We start from the raw sequence: 24,024 nt of genomic DNA on the forward strand, positions 1-24,024 counted from the left end.
CCGGATGTGTAAGTGATCAGTATTATGTCCAGCTTGATGATACCGTCCGTAACCTGCAGCGGCGGGTTGATGATGTTGAGTCCAGCCAGGCAAAAAGTCGGCGTAAGGGTGGTGCTGAGCTGCAGAAGTTAAACGCTGACACCAACATCAGACTTGACAGTCTGGAGACGGAAGTGCAAATCATCAATGCCAACCTGGAGGAAAGACACCGTACCCCCCGGGAACTTCCGGCAGTCGAAGCAAAAGATGTACAACTGCTCTATGAACGTATTGATTCCCGTTTAAAACAATTAGAAATCTCTGTACAACAATTACAACAGCAGGCCGGGAATAGGCCTGCTGTTGTAGAACCAGCCTCTATGACTGGAGGTGCAACAACCTCTCCACCAGCAGATGCCGCCACCCAGAAAGAAGAAGCACCTAAAACAGCAGCTACTACTGCCACCAGTGCCCGGGAAAAGGCATTCTACGATGATGCATACGCGGTGTTTAAGCGGGGAGATTATTCCTCTGCCAGGAAGAAATTCACCAAGTTTCTTACGGCCTTTCCCCAGAGCATGTTTCGGGTTAATGCCCTGTTCTGGATCGCCGAATGCTCCTATAAAGAAAAACAATACGAAGAAGCTATCATAAAATACGACGGGATTATCACGAAATACCCCCATAATCAAAAAGCCCCCAGCGCCCTGCTGAAACAGGGATTTGCTTTTCTGATGCTTGGAGATAAAACCGACGGCAAAATCATCCTGGAAAAAGTCATCGCTGACTATCCAGATTCCGACCAAGCGGAAATTGCCAGACGAAAACTGAAAGTACTGAACAAATAATACCCTTTGACAATCAGCATCCCTCCACTTCCCTTCATTTTTTGCTTGATTTATCCAATAAAGCAAATTACCAATTCGTATTTCAAGATACATTAATATGCCTTTTCAAAACTGCATCACCAGATGATGAAAGCGCAAAAATATAATGATTTCAAGATCTAATGGCTTTTACAGAGTATATTTATGACCTTTTCCTCAGTGGTAAAAAAACCAGTGGCACCAATATTGCTGATTATTTTCTAAAAAATTCAAAAAAAGCTAAAATTATTGATAAAACGGTCGACATGTATAATATCTCAACCTGACAGGTAAAACGTTTTTTAACTTTTTCGACCTGTTAACCAAAGTAAAATCTCTTTTTTCAACGGCTTTTTAATTTAGATAAAACTATTGGAGGGCCATGTTTTTCCAAAAATCACATCCCCTGCTCGGGCTCAATATCGGTTCCAGCTACATTAAAATTGTGGAACTGAATAATTCGGGGCCAAGATATACTCTGCAAAATTTTGGTTATGCCATCCTGCCACTAGATACCATCGTTGATGGCACAATCATGGACTCCATGGCCATTGTCAATGCCATTAAGAACCTGGTTGAAAACCTGAAAATCAAGAAAAAGCAGATATGCACCTCCATTTCCGGCCATTCAGTAATCATCAAAAAAATTCTGATGCCGCTAATGGATGAGGACACGGTGGAAAATACTATTTATGATGAAGCCGTCCATCATATCCCCTACGATATCTTTGATGTCAATCTGGATTTTCAGATTTTAGGTCCCAGCTTAGAAGCTGATGATAAGATGGATGTACTACTGGTGGCGGTCAAAAAAGATGTCATCAGTGATTACCTGGAAGTCATAGAAGAAGCAGGACTTCAGCCGGCAATCGTGGATGTGGACACCTTTGCCCTGGAAAATATGTATGAATATAATTATGAGGATGCCACAGAAGAAATAGTAACCCTGGTGGATATCGGCTCCAATATTACCAATATCAATATCGTTAAAGATGGAAGATCAAATTTCAACCGGGATATTACCGCAGGAAGTCGACAGATCACTGAACAGTTACAAAAACAGCTGAACCTGAATTACCAGACAGCTGAGCAACTGAAACTCGGAGTTCCCGTTGAAGGGCTCAAACCAGAAGAGACCGGCAATTTAATCTCCGATGCCTCTTTTACCTATATCAATGAAATTGCCAAAACTATTGATTTTTATCACACATCCGCATCCGGCAGTCAGGTGGAAAAGATCTACCTTGCCGGTGGAGGTGCCAAACTGACCGGCATTGTTAACGCAGTTCATGAGATCACCAATATCCCCACGGAAATCATTAATCCTTTTCGCGATCTGATCATCCCGGAGAAAAAATTTGATCTTGAATATATTCAGGATATCGCCCCTTTGGCTGGTGTTGCTGTAGGTCTGGCACTGAGGAAGGATAGAATTAAATGATTAGAATAAACCTTCTCCCGGTTCGCGCTGAGCGAAAAAAGCAAACTCTGCAGAAGCAGTTGACCGTTGGGATACTTACGGTTGTTCTGGTTGTGGCAGTTTGCGGCTATATACAGTTCTTTATCATTACGAAGATCAGCCGGGTATCCCGCAATCTGAAACGAACCCAACAGGAAATTGCCGCCTTGAAACCTGTTATTGATAAAATCAATCATTATAAACAGCAAAAGGATGAAATTAACAAAAAGATTGCGGTTATCAACAATCTGGATTCCGCCAGATTGGATCCAATCCATACCCTGCATGATCTAAACCTGTACAAACCCGCAAAATTATGGTTTACCCAATTGAACAAAAAGGGATCAAGCCTGAACATCAAGGGAATTTCTATTGACAATGAAACCATTGTTAATTTTCTGGATAACTTAAAACAATCTCGCCCCCTCAAACAATCAGAACTTATCTATCTTAAATCACATAAGATACAAGACCTGGAACTGAAAGAGTTCCTGATCAACTCAATGCTGACCTCGGTTGCGGCAACAAAATCAACCAGCACCAGCCAGTCTAAGGGGGATTAGGATGGCAGACCTGAATTTAGAGTTTCTCCATAAGCTTTCAACCAGCAAAAAGATTCTGATCCTGATTGCTATTGTGGTGGCAATAGGAGGGCTGTATTACTATTTTCTTTTTACACCCAAATATAAACATCTAACCAAAATTCAAACAAAGTATAAAAAGGCCCAGCTGACCCTCAGTCAAACCAAGCAAGTAGCCAGCCAACTGAAGCAGTTTGAAGAAGAAATTGCCGCATTACGGATTGACTTCAAAATTGCAGCCCGGAAACTCCCTAATTCCAGAGAGATTCCCCGACTCTTGATGAAGATCACCAAACTTGGAAAAGAAGCCGGCCTTGAATTTTTACTGTTTCAACCCCAAGCGGAAAAACCGGTTGAATTTTATGCTGAAGTACCTATTGATATTGAAGTTATAGGCGGCTACCATGCCCTCAGCAACTTCTTCACCAACATATGTACCATGCCGAGGATTGTTTCAATCGGCGATTTTGACCTGCATGACTATAAGGTTATAGATAATCGTGACACCATTAAAACCCGCTTCAAAGCTATTACTTATACTTTCATAGATAAAAAGAAAGATGATAATAAAAAGAAAGGTAAAAATAAAAATGGTAGCTAAGCTGAAACAGCTGTCATTGCTTATGGCAGCGCTGTTCATGGCTTTTGGTATCCTATCGTCGGTTCCCGGCAAGCTGGTTTTTGCCCTGAATCAGACGGAAGAGGTAAAACCAGCCATCATGATGCCGCGAGGCAACCACCCATCGTTTACCTATAATTCACTGGGGAAACCGGATCCATTTCGCCCGTTTATTAATTTCAAGGCCATTGAACGGCCGATTCCCACCAAAGAACCAAAGACACCGCTGGAACGATATTCTTTGAATCAATTTAAACTGGTTGGCATCCTCCTGGCTGACAAACATTTTGCCATGGTTGAAGATCCTGAGCAGATCAGTTACACCATTATAGAAGGCGAAAAATTGGGAAACTTAAGCGGTACCGTTGAGGAAATCAAAGAAAATGAAATAATCATAGCTGAACCTTATCTGGACATCTATGACCAGCAACAGATACGGAAAATCAGCTTGAAACTCCATGTGGACGAAGACCAGGAGGGTAAAATAAAATGAAATCAAGGATAAAATACTGGCTGATCATGGCAATAATTTTTACCGGCTGTCTTATCAGCCTGCCTGGCCTGGCACCGGCAGCAACCCAGAAGATCAGCATCCAGAGCCGCTTGTCTGAAGGCAGGATACTGGTGGTTTTCACCGGCGAGCGGGAAATGCTGGAACACGAAACTTTCAGCCTGTTTCATGTAGATAATCCTCCCCGTTTGGGCATAGATTTTCCCGATGCTTTTTTTGAAGCTACCGATATTTCAGCTGACCTGGATAAGATCCTATTTTCGGGATTTCGTTACCACAACCATCCAGATAAAACCCGAGTGGTTTTTGACACCAATCAGGAGCAGCTCCCAGCATATACTTTCTCTGCTACCGGCAATGAATTACAGCTTTCTTTTCCCCAGTCCGGAAGTCCGGCAGCAAAGAAAAAAACAGCAAAAGTAAAAAGCAGAAAAAAACAGCAGCGATCCGTATCCCGCAAAAACACACATCCCATAACCCTTGATTTCAAAGATGCTGATTTACAAAACGTTTTCCGTTTTTTAGGTGATATCAAAAACTTTAACCTGATCATGGGGGATGATGTCAAAGGTACGGTCACCCTCAAACTGAAAAAGGTCCCCTGGAGACAGGCTTTCCGTATCCTCTTAAAAACCAATGGACTGGGCATGGAAAAAAGCGGAAATGTCATCCGCATCGCCCCACTGGAGCGTTTCAAACAGGAAAAGGAAGCCCGAGCCCAGAATAAAAAAGCCAATGAAACCCTGGCAGATACAGTAACAGAAATTATCAAAGTTAATTTTGCCACCGCCACTGATGTCGCTCCTCGATTAAAAGCCGTCCTCAGTGATCGTGGTTCCATCGATACCGACACCCGGACTAATACCCTGATCATTAACGACATACCGAGCTATATTAAAAAGGCCAAAAATTTATTAAAAAGCCTGGATTTACCCATTAAGCAAGTACTCATTGAAGCTAAAATTGTTAAAGTTGAAACTGACGCGGTCAAAGATATCGGCATCCAGTGGGGCGGTGCTTGGGGAGACACCAAGAACGACCATTATTACGGTATTACCGGCGATGCCGGCACCACAGGACAGCCGGGGATTACTCCTGGAACAGGAACTCCGACGGTTACTAATAACTACGTGGTCAATCTGCCGGCTTCCGGTGCCACCAGCGGTCTGGGGATGATTTTCGGCAAGGTAGGGTTATTCAACCTCAATCTCAAGCTTTCAGCCATGAAAAACAAACATCTGGCCAATATCCTCTCAACCCCGAAAGTCCTGACCTTGGATAATCACCAGGCCCGCATCGGTCAAGGACAGGAAATACCTTACCAGACAACCTCTGATGAAGGCACCACGACAGAATTCAAAAAAGCGGAGTTAAGCCTTGAGGTAACTCCCCACATAACCAACAATGACAATGTCTCCATGGATGTGAAAATAAACAAGGACTCACAAGGTGCGATGACCAATGATGGTCCGGCCATTAATACCCAGGAGATCCAGACTACTCTGCTGCTTTATAATGGTGAAACGGCAGTTATCGGCGGTATTATTGAGAAAAATAAAACTGATGATGAAGATAAAGTTCCCGGATTTTCTGAGGTCCCGGTATTCGGCAACATGCTGTTCAAACATAAATATAAAAAAAATATGCAGACCGAATTGCTGATTTTTATCACCCCCACGGTTATTCCCGTGCAAAAAAGAGCGGCTAATTTCTAGGATTATTTTCAGAAATCTCCTTATCAAAGCTGGCTGATCAAATAATCAGCCGGCTTTTTTATTGCGCCGGAAAAAATTCCATGTAATAATGCTCAAGTTAGGCGATTAGAGCCTCAATTATGAAAGTCTGTCACTCTTTTCAGTACCCCCTTGAGTGATATGAAAAACAAGAAAAAATTTAACCACCCGTTCGCTAAGCTCACTGGAGAACACGAAGAACACGAAGAAAAAAGATTGCATCTTTGTGCTGCCGTGCGTTTTTTATCTTTTTTGACAATATGAATGATTTCACCATGAAGGCATGAAGTTCATGAAGATTCTTTACAACACAACACTTCATGGTAAATATTCGACTTTGTCTATAGATTGGAAAATTTTTATTATTTCTCACAGAGACACGGTGTCACAGAGGGCAAATGACTGGGGTTCTCTGTGACTTTGTGCCTCTGTGAGAGTATTTTATTTTTTCTAAAAACGTAGTCGAATGTTTACACTTCATGTTCTTCATGTCTTTATGGTAAAATAAAATCTGGGTTGTGGGCATAGCCCGCTTTAGCTGTTAGCCATTAGCATTTAGCTTCAAACTCTGATACATCGAGAGGAGCCAAAACACCATGTTTACCTATCTCACCGCCGGGGAATCCCATGGACCTCAGCTGACTGCCATCATATCCGGCATCCCTGCCGGGCTGTCCTTAAGCGAAGACCAGATTAACCATGATCTCACCCGACGGCAGCAAGGATATGGCCGTGGCCGACGTATGCAGATAGAAACAGATCAGATCGCCTTTAAATCCGGGGTTCGTTTTGGTAAAACTACCGGCAATCCCCTCACCCTGGTCATCTTGAACCGGGACTGGACAAACTGGAAACAGGAGATGTCAACCTCGGCTGCTGATGAAGATCAGGCACATCCGGTCACCCGGCCCCGTCCCGGCCATGCCGACCTGGCCGGCTGCCTTAAATTCAACCAGCGTGATGCCAGAAATATCCTCGAGCGGGCCAGTGCCCGAGAAACAGCCATTCGGGTTGCCGTCGGGGCGGTGTGCAAGGCATTGCTTCAATCTTTTTCCATTACCATCTTTTCCTATGTCACTGCCATTGGCATCCATGAACTTAAGCCGGAAATTCTGCAAAAAGATGATGAGCAGTTATCCATCCTGGCTGAAAGTTCGCTATTCCGGGTTCCCGATCCCTCGCTGGAAGGAAAACTTAAAGAATCTGTGGATAAAGCAAAACAGGAAGGTGACAGCCTGGGCGGCCGCTTCCGCATTATCGCCCGGGGACTGCCGGCAGGCATCGGCAGTCACAGCCAATATGACCGCAAACTGGATGGACGTCTGGCCCAGGCGGTCATGAGTATCCAGGCAATCAAAGGGGTAGAAATCGGTTTGGGATTCAAGGCCGCACAAACCCCGGGCTCCCAGGTTCATGATGAAATAAACTACGAGCAGAGCCGGGGGTTTTACCACCTGAGCAACAATGCGGGCGGGATTGAAGGCGGAATCAGCAATGGCGAGGATATTATCGTCACTGCAGCCATGAAGCCGATCCCCACCCTCTATCGGCCTTTACAATCGGTTGATTTGATCAGCAAGCAACCTTTCCAGGCCTCGGTTGAACGCTCTGACACCTGCGCCGTCCCGGCGGCTGCCGTCGTCGGCGAAGCAGTCGTGGCCATTGAAATAGCCCGGCTGTTGATGGAAAAATTCGGTGGTGATTTTATCGAAGAAACCAGGGCTCATTACCAAAAATACCTTGATCATCTCCGCACGTTTTAATATTTTTCCCGAAGAGGAAAATAATATCCCATGAACGCTGATCAGCATCTCATTCTTACCGGATTTATGGGGTCGGGGAAGTCCTCGGTAGGCAGGGAATTGGCCACTTTGCTGCGGCGGCCGTTTATCGATCTGGATAAATACATTGAAAAACAGACGGGATTGACCATCACTGAAATCTTTGCACACCGGGGAGAAACATCTTTCCGCCGGCTGGAACAACAAGCCCTGCAGGCAGTATTAACTTATCCACCCATGGTACTGGCCACTGGTGGTGGCACCATCATCAATGAAGATAACCGGCGGCTGATGCAAAACCGGGGTTATATTGTTTTTCTTGATGCCAGCGGTGATACGATCATGAAACGGACAGGGGCAAGCCATTCACGGCCACTGCTGCTCACTGGAGACAAAACAGTATCAGACAAATTCAGGCAGCAAAAAATAAAGGACCTTCTCAGTGAAAGAAGGCCCTTTTACGAATTATGTCATCTAAAGATTCTCACCGACAACCTATCGGTTAATCAGGTAACCTGCAGGATCCTACAGCAACTCCCCTCAGCTTCAGATTGAAATTTCCGGTTACCCGGCAAAATCAAGGTGTCCCCGTCAGTCAGTTTTTTTCGGTTGTTCCTTTGCCTTTTCCGGCCCGGATGTTGCGGGCTGGGGAGCGGTTTGAGCCTCAGCTGCTTCAGGCTTAATATTTTTATCAACTTCTACCGGTGGTGACGGTTGGGATGGTTGCGCCTGGGTTGAGATGGGCGCTACCGGTTTTGAAGCCGGATATCCTTCCATGACCGTTCCCTTAACCCGATGGGCCGAAGTAATAGTCAAAGTCAGGGAGGTCAGCATAAAAATGGTTGCGGCAATCGTCGTCAGACGGGTAAAAAACTTGCTGGATCCTGAGCTGCCAAACAAGGTCTGGCTGCTGCCAGAGCCAAATGCGGCCCCCATTCCGGCACCAGTCCCGGTTTGCAGCAGAATAATAAAGATAAGGGCAAATGAAACAATCACATGTAAAACAATAATAAAGGTCGTCAAGGCGTACTCCTCCACAAATATTTAAAGGCATGGACTTCTAGCAGTAAATCAGCCGAAAGTCAAGCCTTAAGCGTGTCCACTCAGGATTCTTGCCGAAATATCAGCATACATTTTCAGCTATCCGGGCAAAATCCTCCGGGTTCAGGGAAGCTCCACCAACCAGTACCCCATCAATATCCGGCTCTGCCAGCAGTTCAGCCGCATTTGCCGGTTTCACGCTGCCACCATAAAGGAGAGGAATATCCCTACCACCACCCATTGATACCAGACATTGGCGAATAAACTGGTGCATTATCCTGGCGTCTGTCGCTGTCGCCGTTTTCCCGGTGCCAATGGCCCAAACCGGTTCATAGGCAACCATCATTCTTTCATCCAAGTCAATCCCATAAAGACCCTGCTGCAACTGTTTTTCAACCACTGACCTGGCAGCATCAGCCTCTCGCTGCTCCAGGGTTTCGCCAACACAGAAAATGGGGACCAACCCTGAGATTAACACCGCTTTCAGTTTCTGATTGAGGAAATCATCGGTTTCGCCAAAAAGGGCCCGGCGCTCGGAATGACCAACCAGAACGTGGCTGACACCTATATCTGCAAGCATGGCAAGAGAGGTTTCGCCGGTATAGGCTCCCTCTCCGCCGGGATGACAGTTCTGGGCCGCCAGGACAATTCCAGCCTCCCGGCAACGGTTGGCCATGGAAGCCAGCAAAGTAAAATTAGGGGCCAGAATCAGTGAACATTTTTCCATCGTTTCCTGGTCACATAGGGGAATAAACGCCTCCAGAAATGAAAGCCCTTCATTCAGGGTCTTATACATTTTCCAGTTTCCGGCAATAATTTTACGCTTCATCCCCTCTCCTTTAACCTTTTACCTTTTACCTTTTACCTTTAGCCTAATCACATGATTCCCGGTCCAGCGCCGCGATCGCCGGCAAGGTCGATCCTTCCAGCAATTTCAAAAAGGCCCCGCCACCGGTGGAGATATAAGATATACGATCCCCCTCTCCGGCCTTGTGGACGGCCACATCGGTATCACCGCCGCCGACAATAGTCAGGGCATAGGTATTGGCCACATTATGAACCATGGCTAAAGTTCCCCGACTGAAAGAATCAATCTCAAAAGCCCCCATCGGACCATTCCAGATAATGGTCTTGGCATCCTGAATCACTTCATTAAACAGGGTGGTAGTAGCCGGGCCGATATCAAGTCCCATCCAGCCCCTGGGAATTTCCTGTACCGGCATGACTTTGGTATCCGCATCGGCGGCCATGCGATTTCCGGCGACGCAATCCACCGGCAGATAAAAACGAACTCCTTTATCAATGGCTTGCTGAAATATCTTCCTGGCCTGATCAACCATATCCTCCTCAACCAGGGAATCTCCCAAACCGAAACCCATGGCTTTTAAAAAAGTAAAGGCCATAGCTCCGCCGATGATGATTTTATCAGCTCGCTTGATCAGGTTTTCCACCGCGCACAGTTTACTGGATATTTTAGCTCCACCACAGATAGCTACTACCGGACGCAGGGGGTTTTCCATTGCCCGGCTAAAATAATTAAGTTCACCTTTCATCAAAAAACCGGCAAAACGTTGAGGAATGTAGTCAGTAATCCCGACCACCGATGCATGGGCCCGATGGGCGGTAGCAAAGGCATCATTTACATACAGGTCCATGCCTTCAGCCAGGGCCTTGGCAAACTCAGGATCATTACTGGTTTCCCCCGGATGAAAACGCAGGTTTTCCAGCAGAATAACCGTACCTGGGGCTGCTTCCGCCAGAGTTTTTCGAACACTGGAACCAATGCAGTCAGAAAGAAAAAACACGTCTTTTTTCAGCAGCCGACCCAAGCGTTTAGCCACCGGAGCCAGAGAAAGTTTAGGCACTACAGAGCCTTTTGGCCGCCCCATATGGGAGGCAATCACCACAACCAGATCATCATCAAGAAGGGCATTGAGGGTTGGCAGAACCCGACGAATACGAACATCATCGGTAATATTGCCACTTTCATCCAACGGCACATTAAAATCAACCCTGACAAAAACCTTTTTCCCTTCCAGTACACCATTCTTCAAGTCATTGACATAGCATATCATGGTTGTTTCTCCTTAATCACGGCAACGCTAAAAATGCTTTATGGCTGTTTACCCATTCCAGTATTTCTTCCTCCGCGAATTTTACTGGATACTTTGTCAGTCCACTTAATCAGCTCAATAATTGTGCGGATCATATTAACCCAGCCCTGGCGGCCACATAGGCAGTCAGATCATTAAGCCGGTTGGCGTAACCCCATTCATTATCATACCAGGCCATTACCTTAACCAGAGTACCACCCATAACATTGGTCAACTCCGCATCAATGATGGAAGAAAAAGGATTGTGGTTATAATCAATGGAAACCAATGGTTCATCAGACACCATCAAAACTCCCGCTAATGGCCCCGCAGCTGCCTGACGAAAAGCGTCATTCACTGCCTCGGCAGAGGTTTCCTTCTCCACCTCAACTACCAGATCTACCATCGAAACATTGGGCGTCGGCACCCTGATCGCCAAGCCGTCAAGTTTACCTTTCAATTGGGGAAGAACCAGACCGACTGCGGCAGCAGCTCCGGTGGTAGTGGGAATCATGGACATGGCTGCTGCTCTGGCGCGGCGTAAATCTTTATGCCGGGAATCAAGAATCTGCTGATCCCTGGTATACGAATGAATAGTCGTCATCATCCCGCGAATAATACCAAAATTTTCCAGCAATACTTTGGCCGCCGGGGCCAGGCAATTGGTAGTACAGGAAGCATTGGAAATAACAAAATGATTTTTCGGATCAAAATCACCCTGGTTGACCCCCATGACAATGGTGGTATCGGCTTTTTTTACCGGCGCTGACACCACCACCCGTTTAATCCCCGCATCAAGAAATATCGCGGCTTTATCCCGTTCCCGGTACAGGCCGGAGCATTCCATCACCACATCTACGCCAAGCTCCTTCCAGGGAACTTTCAGCGGATCCCGCCCCGCAACCAATTGAACCTCTTTGCCATTGATAGTCAGCATTTTTTCACCGGGAACCACCTCTGCATCCAGGGTTCCGGAAACAGAATCATACTTCAGCAGATGGGCCATCGTTGTAGCATCATCAGTGGTACTGACAATCGCCCGGAAATCAAACCGGTCATCGTTCACAGCGGCCCGCAGACAATCTCTGCCGATCCGACCAAACCCATTTACTGCCACCTTTACTGCTGCCATTTTCTCCTCCGCTTCCATTAAGTTAAACCTACCATAGGAAAATGTAAAATTATTTTTGAGAGAACCCTGAGTTCAATTATATACAAAAAAAAACCGGAGTCAATAGATATCCAATATTATGCTGGATATATTCGGCTCCGGAGAAAATAAACTGAAGAAAAAAACTTGTGGGGTCTGGGGGACGTCCCCAACGTCCTACTTAGCCACTGCCATAACTATGTAATCCTGAGAGCAGGAGATTGACTCCCAGATAAGTAAAAATAACTGCCACAAAACCAATAATAGATAAGGTGGCCGCCCTGATCCCCCGCCAGCCCCGGGTAATACGGGCATGGAGAAAGGCAGCATAAATAAACCAGGTAATCAATGACCAGGTCTCCTTGGGGTCCCAGCTCCAGTAGGTTCCCCAGGCATAGTTTGCCCAGGCGGCTCCGGTAATAATGCCGATGGAAAGCATCGGAAAACCAATGGCAATGGTTTTATAAATAAGTTCATCCAACACGGGAGATGCTGGAAAACTGGCCAGCAACCCGCCTTTTTTATGCTGATCTTCATGACGTTTCTTCAGGATATAGGTAATGCTGACTCCGCAGGAAACCGCGAAAGCGGCATAGCCAAGAAAACAGGTAATCACATGGGAAATCAACCAGTTGCTCTGCAAGGCCGGCACCAGGGGCTGAATAGTTTCATTCACCTGGGAGGAGATGGAAGCATAGGCCATCCCCATGGCCGCAAAAGGGGTCACGAAAGCCCCCAGCAAATATAATTTATATTTATATTCAATAATCAGGTAAAGAAGAATAATCGTCCAGGAGAAAAAAACCAGTGATTCATACAAGTTGGACATGGGAGCATGACCCATCCCCAGCTGATATGACTCATACCAGCGCAGACCAATAGCAAAAGTCTGCAGCAACAAACCTCCCAGGGTGATTGCCGTTGCCACCCGGCTGACCCACTGGTTTCTGAATGCCAGATAACAGATATAGACTACCATCCCGCCCAGGTAAATAAAGGTAACAATACTGAAAAGATGGGTATTCATTTTTTCCCTTTCAACTGTTCCTCGAGAAACAAGGTAAATTGTTCAAATTCTTTTTCAAAACCAGGTTTATTTTTATTGGCACTGCCCCCAACCGTCAGCTGGTAACGTTCAGTCTTTTCCGGATCAGATCGCAACCGCACCCACAGGCGACGATGGGAAATGAAAAAAGCGATGAACAGGCCGAAAACCATCATAGTACAACCAAACCAGACGATCCAGACACCAGGGTCTTTGGTCACCTGCAGACCAGTATAATTTCGCTGGCTCACATCTTCAAGGACAAAATAACGATCTCCTTTGCGGTTCTGCTGATCAAAGACAGGATATTTTTTAAAAATCCAGAATTGAATCATCCGGTCGTCATCAACAGGCATCACCAGACGCACCGCGGGACCCAGATTCATATAGTTTGTTTCATACTGGGCCGCCTGAATCCAGCCATCCCCGGTGGGCAGCATCCCCTGTTGACCTATGCTTAAAGACAGGGGATAAACTTTACCGGTTTTCCTATCATGCATCTTAAGCTTCACCGCGCCACCGGCACTGCCATAACTGGACTGATAAAAAGTGTAGCCATTATAACTGAGGGGATGGTTCACTTCGATACGCTTACGGGCTTTTTCTTTCCCATCTTCCAAGATAACCAGATCACTGGTATACTCCTTGGGTGCTCCACTGTCGTAGAATTCCACGTTGAAGGCCCGGCATTCGACCGTAAAACCAAGATCAACGGGAGTCCGTTCATCAGTACGGGTGTAGACAATTGAGGTCTTATCACCCTCGGGAATATTGACAAACGCCTTGAGACCGAAATGTGAACCAACAATACCGCCAATAAAAATAAAAATTATACTCAAATGAACCAGATAAACACCCATTCTCGACCAAAGGCCCCGCTGGGCAAAAAAATGCAGTTCTTCGCCAAAGTCACCTTCTTTATTGGTCTGCAACCAGGGTCCTGACCAGAAAGCCGATAACTTTTCCGCCAGCAAATCACCATAACTTTTGTCTTCAGTAATATTTTTAGCATTGATACGGGTTTTCCAGTCCAGAGTCAGGGTGGCCAGAAAAGAATCACTTAAAGTAGTTACCGGGCTTTTAAAAAATTTCCAGATCCGCGGAAAATGCTTGAATGAACAAACAATAAGATTAATGGTAAAAAGAATCAGGATCCCCCTGAACCACCAGGAATGATACATATCGAGGAAGCCCAGCATTTTCATTGTATGATAGGTAGACTCCTGATAAAAACGCAGGTACTGTTCTTTAAACTGATTTTGGGGAATAATAGTACCAATAATCGAAACAGCCGCCAGGGTAATCAACAAAAAAATAGTCAGTTTCAGCGAGCTGAAAAATGCAATAATTGGTGATGAACCGGATTTATTTTTATTCTTCACTTTCTACACCTTTTTAATCTTGTTTTCTTTTGCTACCACCAAAAATACATGATTGTCAAGAAAAAATGAACTACTAACATGAAGGCATGAGAAATTTATCACACTTTTTCGACAAAGTTAATCATAAAATTTCATCGTTGTCCGGTTAGATTCTTGCGACTGTTAACCAAAGTACCGGCTCAGGGAATGGCAGCTACAGGCAATAAAAAGGACGCCTGAATCGGCGTCCTTTTTTAAAAAACAACAAAAATCTAATCAACTATTTCAGATGACATTTACTACATCTGGTCGGGCCGTACTTTTCTCCGGCCTTTTTCAACTTCCGGTGACAGCCGCGACAGGTCTTATGGGCGGCATTCTTGAGGCCCAGTTTTTTGCCTTCCTTTTTGTCCTTATGACACTCACCGCAGCCCTTAGGAGTCCCTTCACCTTTCCAGGTATGGTGACATTTTGAACATTCAACTTTGGCATGTTTGGTATGTGAAAAGGGAACCGGCGGTTTCTTCATCTTTTCCGCTTTGAAAATCAGAGTTTCAGCCGGGGCTTTCGGCGCGGCAAGGGCGAAACCGGCTACTGCCAGGAAACTCACTGCAATAAACAATACGAAAATCTTTTTCATCTCTACACCTCCTTAATCAAGTTAAAATATCCTGCATTAAGACCTGTGACATTCTATAATAAAAGGCCACTTTTTTGTCAAGCGTAATAGTTAACAATCTCTTCATCAACTAAAAATAATGACAGCTCCTGTTCACCATAGACGAAGCAGTTGAAACAAAAGTTTACCTGGAAAATAAATGTCTCCTGGCTGAATTTTTACAGCTGCCGGCCACGCCGATCAGCCGGCCAAACGGACCACCTCAACCACCAGTTTCTCAATGCCAGCCGCGACATCCTTGATTCCCGGCCCCAGCATATAGGCCGGGGTGGTTACAATTTTCAGCCGGGCATCAAGATGAATTTCATCCACCGCGCAGTCATAATGCTTTCCACCCATGGATTTGATCGCTGCTGCCGTAGCCAGGTCAGAACCGATGGTCACCTCCGGATGCCGGTCGGCAAGAGCCTTGGTCAGGGTTGCCGGAGCAATACAGATTGCCCCGATCGGTTTGCCAGCAGCAACCATTTCATCCAGCAGGCGCTTAACCTCAGACTGAACCTGGGCCAGAGCTCCTGCAACAGCAAAATCACTGAGATTTTTGGCCGCTCCAAAACCTCCGGGAATAATCAGGCCGTCAAAATCAGTTTCTGAGGTTTCCCTGATATCCTTGATATCCCCCCGGGCGATGCGAGCCGATTCCACCAAAACATTTCTTGACTCAGCTACAGGTTCGCCGGTCAAGTGATTAACAACATCCCGCTGTTCCATATCCGGAGCCAGACATTGGATATCAACCCCAGCCCGGTCCAGAGCCAGCAAAGTCAGCACCGCTTCATGTATTTCACTGCCATCATAAACCCCACAACCGGATAGCAAAACCCCGATAGTCAACATAAAATCCTCCTTAAAATAGCGTAAAAAAAACATGTAACCATGAAGGTCTTGAAGAGTAAGTAATCAGGAAACCTTTTCCCCCAGGTAAACAGTGACAATCCCGCCGGTCAGGGAATGGTAGCGAAGTTTGCTGAAACCGGCTTCTTTGACCATCCGGGTAAATTCATCCCGTTCCGGAAATTTGACCACTGACTCAGGAAGATACTTATAAGCACTTTTGCGAGCAAACAACCCACCGATAAGCGGCAGAATCCGCAGGAAATACAGCCGGTACATTGACCTCAGTAAAAACTGATCCGGCAGAGAAAACTCCAGGACAACCAGCCTGGCACCCGGTTTCATCACCCGGCAGAACTCACCCAGAGCCCGGGGCCGGTCAATGACATTGCGGATACCAAAAGCAATAGTCAAGGCATCAAAACTCTGATCGGCAAAAGGCAGATCCTCGGCAGAACCGGCCAGCAGGTCAAGACCATCAACTGCCGGCAGCTGCCTGATTTTTTCCCGGGCCAGGGTAAGCATCTGAACACTGAAATCAAGACCGACTACCTTTGCCTGCCGATTGCGCTGTCTGATAGCAAGACTCAAATCCGCGGTACCGCAGGCAACATCAAGCACTTGTGGATGATCAAGATCAGCCAACCGACGGCCGACAAACTTTCGCCATTGCTGGTCAATCCCCAAGCTCAGCAAACGGTTTAAAAAATCATACCTGGGGGCAATGGCCGTGAACATCTCCTGTACAGCCCTGGATTTTTGCCGGCCCGGAGATTCATTTTCAATCACTTATCGGCTCCCGGTTCGTCTTTTATCTCATCCAAAGCGGCAATCAGCGGCGGTGCCCCATCATCAGCAGCTTTCCCCTCCGGATTTTCATCCATGGCTATCGGCCCGGAAAGCCCGGCATCGGCTACGGTAGCCAGGGCCACCAGCTTTTCCTGCTCCGGATCAATTCTAAACAGGGTTACTCCCTGGGTATTTCTACCGATAACTGATATTTCCGCCACCCGGGTCCGGGTAATTTTACCGGCATTGGTTATCAGTATGATCTGATCCGCGTCGGTAACTTTCAAAACTCCCACTACCTTGCCATTGCGCGGCGTGGTTTTGATAGTAATCACTCCTTTACAACCCCGTGAGCGCAGGGGGTAATCCTCGATACTGGTCCGTTTGCCAAAACCGTTTTCAGTCACACTTAAGACCGTTCCCCCATCAGCACTGAACACTTCCATCGAAACCACGTAATCCCCGGCATTCATCCGGCAACCGATTACTCCGCGGGCCAGCCGACCCATGCTGCGCACCTGGGTGGCAGGGAAACGGATAGCCTGACCATGGTTGGTACTCAAAAAGATTTCATCATCATCCCGACATACTTTCACCGCAATCAACCGATCATCCTCTCCCAGGGTGACACAGCGAATCCCATTGCTGCGGATTTTTTCCAGGGCATTCATTTCCAGTTTTTTCACATAACCGAAATAGGTCGCCATCATCACATAGCAGTCTTCCTGGAATTGCCGGGCTGACAAAACAGTGGTTACCAGCTCATCATTTTCCAGTTTCAGCAAATTCACTAAAGCTTTACCCCGGGCCGCCGGAGCACTTGCGGGAATTTCAAACGTTTTCAGGCTGAAAACCCGACCCCGGTTGGTGAAAAAGAGCATATAATCATGGGTGGAAGCCACAAACATCTGGCTGACAAAATCACCCTCCTTGGTTTCCATTCCCATCCGACCGCCGGCACCCCGATGATAGCTTCTGTAGGTGGAGATTGGGGTTCGCTTTGCATATCCCAGGCGCGAGATGGTCACCACCATATCCTCTTCAATGATGAGATCTTCCAACTTAAAATCGGTGCCTTGATCAACAATTTCACTGCGCCGCTCATCGCCGTAAATCTTTTTGATCTCCTGCAGTTCTTCAACAATCAATGAACGAACCAAAGCGTCACTTGCCAGAATCGCTTCCAGCCTGGCAATCAGTTCTACCACGACATTGTATTCATCAATAATTTTCTGCCGTTCAAGACCGGTCAACCGCTGCAACTTCATGTCCAGAATAGCCTGGGCCTGACGAGTGGAAAACTGAAACTGCTGCATCAAATCCTCTCTGGCCTGGACCGGAGCCTTGGACCGACGGATAAGGGCAATAATCTCATCCAGATGTTCCAGGGCGATTTTCAGTCCAGCCAGAATATGCAGTCGATCCCGGGCCTTATCCAACTCAAATTTTGTCCGCCGGCGAATAACCTCCTGCCGATGACTGACAAAATGGGCCAGCATGTTTTTCAGGGTCAGGGTCACCGGCTGCCGGTTGACAATCGCCAACAGAATAATACCAAAGGAGGTCTGCATCTGAGTGTGTTTATACAGCTGGTTTAAAACAACCTGATACTGGGCATCGCGCTTCAGTTCAAAGACAATCCGCATTCCCTGGCGGTCCGATTCATCGCGCAGATCACTGATCCCCTCAAGTTTTTTATGCCGCACCAGCTGAGCCACTTTTTCCAACAGCCTGGCCTTATTTACCTGGTAGGGAATTTCCGTGACGATAACACTTTCCCGATTGTTTTTCTTCTGAGTTTCCAGGTGGGCTTTGGCTCGCAGACGAATAATTCCCCGGCCGGTTTTATAGGCGGAAATAATACCTTCACGGCCATTAATGGTCCCGCCGGTGGGAAAATCAGGCCCGGGAATATAGGTCATCAGTTCATCAACAGTAATATCAGGATTGCCGATATATGCCACCAGGCCATCGATAACCTCTGTCAGATTGTGCGGTGGAATATTGGTGGCCATGCCGACGGCAATACCGGAAGAACCATTCACCATTAAATTGGGAAACCGCGAAGGAAGAACAACCGGTTCCGCCAGCGATTCATCGTAATTCGGCACAAAATCTACCGTATTCTTATCAATGTCAGCCAGCATTTCCGAAGAAAGCCTGGCCATCCTCACCTCGGTATAACGCATGGCGGCCGGGGAATCACCATCAACCGAGCCAAAGTTCCCCTGGCCGTCAATCAAAGGATAGCGAAGGGAAAAATCCTGGGCAAGACGGACAATGGTATCATAAACCGCTGTATCTCCGTGGGGGTGATATTTACCGATGACGTCACCAACCACCCGGGCGGATTTCTTGTAGGATTTATTCCAGGCATTGCCAAGATCATGCATGGCAAACAAAACCCGACGATGCACGGGTTTGAGCCCATCCCGGACATCCGGCAATGCCCGGCCGATGATGACGCTCATGGCATAATCAAGGTACGATTTTTTCATTTCGTCCTCAATATTGATTGGAACCGGTACTTCCCTGAAAAACTCCATTTGATCCATAATTATCAATCCTTAAGTTCTAATGCGGGGAATATCCCTCAACCCAAGCGGGCTTTATCGGCCCGCAAATAAGTGCTCTTATCAGAACGTTTTCTTGTTAAAAAACAAGAAAACAACCTGTAAGGCACTAAACCGGCAGCACCGGAAATAATAATGGTCAAAACATTTATTTAACCATGAAGTACATGAAGAATATCTAATTGAGCTTTCTTTATGTCCTTAATACCCTTCATGGTTGCATTCTTTTTTTGACCTCTACTTATTACACCCTAAACTGAGCGATTAGCTATTAGCGGTTAGCTATTAGTTTAATGATTACAGGATTTTTTGCTATTGCAAACGTAAACATTCGACTACGTTTTCAGAAAAGATAAAAATACTCTCACAGAGGCACAAAGTCACAGAGAACCCGAGTCATTTGCCCTCTGTGACTCCGTGTCTCTGTGAGAAATAATAAAAATTTGTCAATCTATAGACAAAGTCGAATATTTACTTACAAACTTTCACCCGTTGGGTGTTATTTCTCATTAACGTAACGCCTTTATTTTTCAAGGCTAAACGCTGATAGCTAACAGCTAATCGCTTAACTTAGGGACACGTAACTTCACGTGAAAAACGCCAAAACTTATCCCAGACCCAGGACATCCTGCATATCATACAATCCGGGTTGTTGATCCATTACCCACAATGCGGCCCGCAAAGCTCCCCGGGCAAAGGTGTCACGGGAATGGGCCCGGTGGACAATCTCCAGGCGTTCACCCAGGCCACCAAACATCACCAGGTGATCACCGACAATATCCCCGGCTCGCAAAGTCTGCATGCCTATCTCTTCCGGAGTCCTCTCTCCGGTAAACCCCCGGCGTTCAAAAACCGCTACTTCCTGATAATCACGCTGCAGAGCATCAGCAACAATTTCTCCCAGACGCACGGCTGTACCGCTTGGAGCATCCTTTTTCAGCCGGTGATGGGCTTCGAGAATTTCAACATCATAGTCATCACCAAGAATTTTGGCCACCTCGGCAACCACTTTGAACAACACATTAACACCAACACTCATATTAGGAGCCAGCACCACCGGAATCTGAGCCGCAAGTGCCCTGACCTGCTCCCGCTCTTCAACCGTCATCCCCGTGGTTCCGATGACCATCGGAACCTGGTAATCGGCCGCTATCTTCAGATTGGCCAGGGTTGCCGCCGGAGTGGTGAATTCAATCAGCACATCACTGTCAGCAAATGGCAGGTCACCGGCTAAACCGGCAATCGGGATCCCGAGCTTTCCAACCCCGGAAATTTCGCCGGCGTCCTGGCCGACAAGGGGATTCCCGGCATATTCCAAAGCTCCAGTCAAGACCGTTTTTTCGTGTTCATGAATTACCGAAATAATCCGGCGGCCCATCCTTCCCGCAGCCCCGGAAACCATTATTTTAGCCATTTTTTCTCCTTTACCCAACTCAGGGTGAAATCCGGCATAAGCATTGAAAAAACTTTATATTTATATCCAATAAGCACCGTTTTAGTCAATCAAAAAAGCAGATTTATGGCTGCTGTTTTGCCTGCCTCAAAAATGAAACTTTTGCTATGCCATAAATTTTACGACTTCTTCCTAGTTTACATTACCAGCCTTTTCAACATTGACAGACCGCGGGGTAAATCGTATGATGGGCAAAATCAATATCATCCTTCTCAACTTTCTGAATTGTTCTAAAAACAGCGGAAAGAAATTTACAAGGATGTTCCCTGGCAACCCAAGTCAGAAAGTTGAGATCCTTCTTTCGAGGTAAAAGATTATGCTGGAAACCCGCCACCTGCAGGTATTCATGGCCATTTGGGAGTTACACGGTTTCAGTAAGGCAGCCGAGAAAATCAATTTGACCCAACCCACGGTCAGTGGCCATATCAAAACGCTGGAAGCAATCCTGGGTACTGAGTTATTCAACCGATCAACACGGGATGTCAGTCCCACAAAAGCCGCTGAGCTCTTCCATCCCTATGCCCGGCGGATTCTCAATCTCATGTCGCAAGCCGAGCAGGAAATGAACCTTTTTATTGGCCGGGAAAAGGGCACTCTGGAAATCGGCGGCAGCAATATTCCCGGTGAGTATGTCCTTCCTCTGGCCGTTGGCCAATTTAAAAAAGGTCGGCCCATCATCAAGATTACGCTCAAAATCGGAGATACCAGGGAAATTGTGGCCGCAGTAGGCGAAGGACAGCTGGAACTGGGAATGGTGGGAGCAGTCATTGAACGTCCGGACATTATTTTTGAAGCCTGCCTGGTGGATGACTTGCTGCTGGTAACCCCGCCGGACAGCCCTTTAGCCGGCAAAAAGCAGGTCAAAATGGCTGAATTAACCAACTACCCGTTTATCATGCGGGAAAATGGTTCTGGAACCAGAAAGACCATTGAGAAAGCCCTGGAACAGGCGGGAGACCCTCTTAAAGCGTACAATTTATCGATTATTGCCGAAATGGGCAGCACGGAGGCAATACGGCAGGCGGTAAAAGCAGGGGTTGGATGTTCCATCATTTCCCGGCGGGCAGTGCAGAAAGATGTGGAGTTGGGCCTCATGAGCGCGTCTTCACTACCCGAGCTTAATCTTAAGCGGCAATTTTACCTCATTTTACCGAAACAACGGCGAATCTCGCCGCTGGCCGAAGAATTTCGACAATTCATGCAGCAGAACATTACCGAATAATAGTATTAAAAACTTCCAGCTTCTTTTAATATAAAACTTCCGGCAGCCCCAGCATATCCAACATATCATAGACGCCGGGAGGGCGATTTATGATCCAACGCAGAGCCCTGGTTACCCCCCGGACATAGCTTTCCAGGGAATGTGCCCGATGAATAATTTCAATGTGCTCTCCGAGGCCTGCAAACATGATCCCATGTTCACTGAAAACATCACCCCCCCGCAAGCACTGAATGCCGATTTCCTGTTGTTTCCTTTCACCAATCATACCCCAGCGATCATGCTTAACCACCTCAGGGAATGGCCAGTGCCGTTTTTCCGCCACAATTTGGGCCAATTTTAAGGCAGTATCACTGGGAGCATTCCGTTTTCCCCGGTGATGCCGTTCAATGATTTCCACATCCACATCATAATCATCCAGGACAACCGTCGCGTTGCTGACCAGACGATAAACCACATTCATCATCAGGCTCATATTCGGGCTGACCAGACAGGGAACATCAGCAAGATATCCGGCCAGCTTATCCAGTTGCTCCTGGTTAAAACCAGTAGTTCCCATAACCATGGGAATCCCATTGACGCCGGCATAGCGGGCATATTCCACTGCCGCTTCGGGAACCGAAAAATCCACAATAACATCAATAGCTTCAGGATCAACAGCCGAAAAGGAACCCGCCAGTTGCACTCCTTCCAGTTCCCGTTTCTGTTCAGCATCAAGTTCCTGATTTCCCAGTCGATGAGAGACGGCCAGCACCAGCTTGAAATCGGGTTGGTTTTTCAAGTGAGATCTCATGACTGATCCCATCCGCCCCAGTGTACCGGTCATGGCTATTTTAATCATTCACTTTCCCCCAACTCATTAATTCATTTTCCCCGCCAGCCAAAGCTTTCTAGGCCGGCACTTATTTTATTTTTTTGTACATATTCGTTTAACAATGAAAAACAAAATGACTCTCACAGAGTCACGAAGACACAGAGAAAACCACGTTTTGATTACACATCTCTGTGGCTCTGTGCCTCCGTGAGAAAAAACAATCCAGCAATCCAGACTGCAAAAAAAGTCCGTTCTTTTGAATATTATATCACAGTTAGTTATTTTTAGAGCTAGTCGAATATTTACATTTTTCTAACAACCTTCAGCCTTGAGATCCCGGGCCAGCAGGTCAGTAACGGCCTGTCTTGGATCTTTATGCTGATAAAGTATCCTGTACATCTGTTCGGTAATCGGCACTTCAACACCAACCTTTGCCGCCAGTTGATAAGCCGACAGCGTAGTTTTCACCCCTTCCGCAACCATGTTCATACCGTCAAGAATTTCATCCAGAGTTTTACCCTGGCCCAGGGCTATCCCCACAGACCGGTTACGGGAAAGGTCCCCGGTACAGGTAAGGACCAGATCACCCATACCGGCCAACCCGGAAAAGGTTGCCGCCTGGGCTCCGAGGGCCAGACCCAGACGGCTGATTTCCGCCAGACCGCGGGTGATCAGGGCAGCCCTGGTATTGAGACCAAAACCCAAGCCATCCGCAACCCCGGCCGCTAAAGCCATGACATTTTTCAATGCCCCACAAAGTTCAACCCCCAAAATGTCATTATTGGTATAAACCCTGAAAGCTGCACTGGTAAAAATATTTTGTACCTGTACAGCAATATCTTGTTGCGGCGCTGCTGCCACCACCGCCGTCGGTATTCCTGAAGCTACTTCTTTGGCAAAGGATGGGCCGGAAATCACGGCCAGATGCTGATGACATGATTGGGGCAACAACTCCCGCAAAACCTGGGACATGGTCAACAGAGTCCCGTTCTCAATCCCTTTGGAAGCAGAAACAATAAGACTTTCCGGATTGAAGTCTCCCAAGGCCTGCTGGACCACTAAACGCATGACCTGGGATGGAGAAACCAGCAATACCACATTGTTATCGGTAACCGCCGCGGATAAATCAGCCGTAAAGACAAGATTTGAAGACAAGGAAAAACCCGGCAGAAACAAATCATTCTCCCGGGTCATCTTCATTCTCTCAACCAGGTCTTTTTCGTAAGCCCACAAGGTAACTGGATAACCCTTTTCTGCCAGCATATTGGCGAGGGCGGTACCCCAGCTTCCAGCGCCAATCACCCCGATTTTCATCGCCACTCTCCCTGAAAAAAGTTTTTTCCCAGCAGTCTGCTGCCATTCAGACCAAAAAAGCTGCCGAGGCAGCTTTTTTCATTGGATACCGGCAAAATATCCTGGATAAAAAGTGATGCCCTCGTAAAAA

At 46.8% G+C, this 24,024-nt stretch carries 22 protein-coding genes; 9 read left to right on the forward strand and 13 right to left on the reverse strand.

The window, feature by feature from the left end:
• The 8 genes from ybgF to U9P07_08845 form a co-directional block, all read left to right on the forward strand.
• On the forward strand, positions 1–827 hold an 827-nt coding region (ybgF, locus tag U9P07_08810), incomplete at its 5' end, for a tol-pal system protein YbgF (GenBank protein MEA2109503.1).
• Positions 828–1,227: 400 nt separating this feature from the next.
• Positions 1,228–2,286, forward strand: a complete 1,059-nt coding sequence (pilM, locus tag U9P07_08815) for a type IV pilus assembly protein PilM (protein ID MEA2109504.1) — start codon at positions 1,228–1,230, stop codon at positions 2,284–2,286.
• Positions 2,283–2,867 (forward strand): PilN domain-containing protein, encoded by a 585-nt coding sequence (locus U9P07_08820; GenBank protein ID MEA2109505.1) that lies wholly within the window; start codon positions 2,283–2,285, stop codon positions 2,865–2,867. Before pilM ends, U9P07_08820 begins: the two co-directional genes overlap by 4 nt.
• A complete protein-coding gene (gene pilO / locus U9P07_08825; GenBank protein ID MEA2109506.1) occupies positions 2,821–3,486 on the forward strand; it encodes a type 4a pilus biogenesis protein PilO in 666 nt (221 codons plus the stop codon). The genes U9P07_08820 and pilO overlap by 47 nt, the downstream gene beginning before the upstream one ends.
• Positions 3,476–3,997 carry a pilus assembly protein PilP gene (locus U9P07_08830; protein MEA2109507.1) on the forward strand — a complete coding sequence of 174 codons (522 nt, stop codon included), beginning with the start codon at positions 3,476–3,478 and terminating at the stop codon, positions 3,995–3,997. Before pilO ends, U9P07_08830 begins: the two co-directional genes overlap by 11 nt.
• Positions 3,994–5,730, forward strand: a complete 1,737-nt coding sequence (gene pilQ / locus U9P07_08835; GenBank protein ID MEA2109508.1) for a type IV pilus secretin PilQ — start codon at positions 3,994–3,996, stop codon at positions 5,728–5,730. Before U9P07_08830 ends, pilQ begins: the two co-directional genes overlap by 4 nt.
• 614 nt (positions 5,731–6,344) lie before the next feature.
• Positions 6,345–7,511: a chorismate synthase gene (gene aroC, locus U9P07_08840; GenBank protein ID MEA2109509.1), complete on the forward strand. Its 1,167-nt coding sequence runs from the start codon at positions 6,345–6,347 to the stop codon at positions 7,509–7,511.
• Between the two features lie 30 nt (positions 7,512–7,541).
• The gene (locus U9P07_08845; GenBank protein MEA2109510.1) at positions 7,542–8,084 is read left to right on the forward strand and encodes a shikimate kinase; all 543 of its coding nucleotides are present in this window, start codon (positions 7,542–7,544) and stop codon (positions 8,082–8,084) included.
• A 36-nt stretch (positions 8,085–8,120) separates the two neighbouring features.
• On the opposite strand, the gene secG is transcribed toward U9P07_08845, so the two are convergent.
• From secG to dapB (U9P07_08900), 11 genes are all read right to left on the reverse strand, one after another.
• Positions 8,121–8,552, reverse strand: coding sequence for a preprotein translocase subunit SecG (gene secG, locus U9P07_08850; GenBank protein ID MEA2109511.1), 432 nt, complete (start codon positions 8,550–8,552; stop codon positions 8,121–8,123).
• Between the two features lie 100 nt (positions 8,553–8,652).
• Entirely contained in the window at positions 8,653–9,399 is a 747-nt protein-coding gene (gene tpiA, locus U9P07_08855; protein MEA2109512.1) for a triose-phosphate isomerase, read from the reverse strand.
• Between the two features lie 43 nt (positions 9,400–9,442).
• The gene (locus U9P07_08860) at positions 9,443–10,645 is read right to left on the reverse strand and encodes a phosphoglycerate kinase (GenBank protein MEA2109513.1); all 1,203 of its coding nucleotides are present in this window, start codon (positions 10,643–10,645) and stop codon (positions 9,443–9,445) included.
• Positions 10,646–10,775: 130 nt separating this feature from the next.
• A complete protein-coding gene (gene gap / locus U9P07_08865; GenBank protein ID MEA2109514.1) occupies positions 10,776–11,795 on the reverse strand; it encodes a type I glyceraldehyde-3-phosphate dehydrogenase in 1,020 nt (339 codons plus the stop codon).
• Positions 11,796–11,994: 199 nt separating this feature from the next.
• Positions 11,995–12,840, reverse strand: a complete 846-nt coding sequence (ccsB, locus tag U9P07_08870) for a c-type cytochrome biogenesis protein CcsB (protein MEA2109515.1) — start codon at positions 12,838–12,840, stop codon at positions 11,995–11,997.
• Positions 12,837–14,240: a cytochrome c biogenesis protein ResB gene (locus tag U9P07_08875; protein ID MEA2109516.1), complete on the reverse strand. Its 1,404-nt coding sequence runs from the start codon at positions 14,238–14,240 to the stop codon at positions 12,837–12,839. Before U9P07_08875 ends, ccsB begins: the two co-directional genes overlap by 4 nt.
• Positions 14,241–14,499: 259 nt before the next feature.
• Positions 14,500–14,859 (reverse strand): cytochrome c3 family protein, encoded by a 360-nt coding sequence (locus U9P07_08880; GenBank protein ID MEA2109517.1) that lies wholly within the window; start codon positions 14,857–14,859, stop codon positions 14,500–14,502.
• 219 nt (positions 14,860–15,078) lie between these two features.
• Positions 15,079–15,735, reverse strand: coding sequence for an isoprenoid biosynthesis glyoxalase ElbB (gene elbB / locus U9P07_08885; GenBank protein MEA2109518.1), 657 nt, complete (start codon positions 15,733–15,735; stop codon positions 15,079–15,081).
• Positions 15,736–15,798: 63 nt separating this feature from the next.
• Entirely contained in the window at positions 15,799–16,521 is a 723-nt protein-coding gene (gene ubiE, locus U9P07_08890; GenBank protein MEA2109519.1) for a bifunctional demethylmenaquinone methyltransferase/2-methoxy-6-polyprenyl-1,4-benzoquinol methylase UbiE, read from the reverse strand.
• Positions 16,518–19,076 (reverse strand): DNA gyrase subunit A, encoded by a 2,559-nt coding sequence (gyrA, locus tag U9P07_08895; protein MEA2109520.1) that lies wholly within the window; start codon positions 19,074–19,076, stop codon positions 16,518–16,520. The genes ubiE and gyrA overlap by 4 nt, the downstream gene beginning before the upstream one ends.
• A gap of 625 nt (positions 19,077–19,701) precedes the next feature.
• Complete coding sequence (gene dapB, locus U9P07_08900) at positions 19,702–20,508, reverse strand: 4-hydroxy-tetrahydrodipicolinate reductase (protein ID MEA2109521.1); 807 nt, start codon at positions 20,506–20,508, stop codon at positions 19,702–19,704.
• Between the two features lie 355 nt (positions 20,509–20,863).
• Between dapB (U9P07_08900) and U9P07_08905 the strand changes: the two genes are divergently transcribed.
• Positions 20,864–21,769, forward strand: coding sequence for a selenium metabolism-associated LysR family transcriptional regulator (locus tag U9P07_08905; protein MEA2109522.1), 906 nt, complete (start codon positions 20,864–20,866; stop codon positions 21,767–21,769).
• A 25-nt stretch (positions 21,770–21,794) separates the two neighbouring features.
• Here U9P07_08905 and dapB (U9P07_08910) read toward each other — a convergent pair whose 3' ends face one another.
• A complete protein-coding gene (gene dapB, locus U9P07_08910) occupies positions 21,795–22,607 on the reverse strand; it encodes a 4-hydroxy-tetrahydrodipicolinate reductase (protein MEA2109523.1) in 813 nt (270 codons plus the stop codon).
• A gap of 285 nt (positions 22,608–22,892) precedes the next feature.
• Complete coding sequence (locus U9P07_08915) at positions 22,893–23,900, reverse strand: NAD(P)H-dependent glycerol-3-phosphate dehydrogenase (protein MEA2109524.1); 1,008 nt, start codon at positions 23,898–23,900, stop codon at positions 22,893–22,895.
• Between the last annotated feature and the right edge of the window lie 124 nt (positions 23,901–24,024).

Source organism: Pseudomonadota bacterium, from assembly GCA_034660915.1.
GTDB lineage: Bacteria > Desulfobacterota > Anaeroferrophillalia > Anaeroferrophillales > Anaeroferrophillaceae > DQWO01.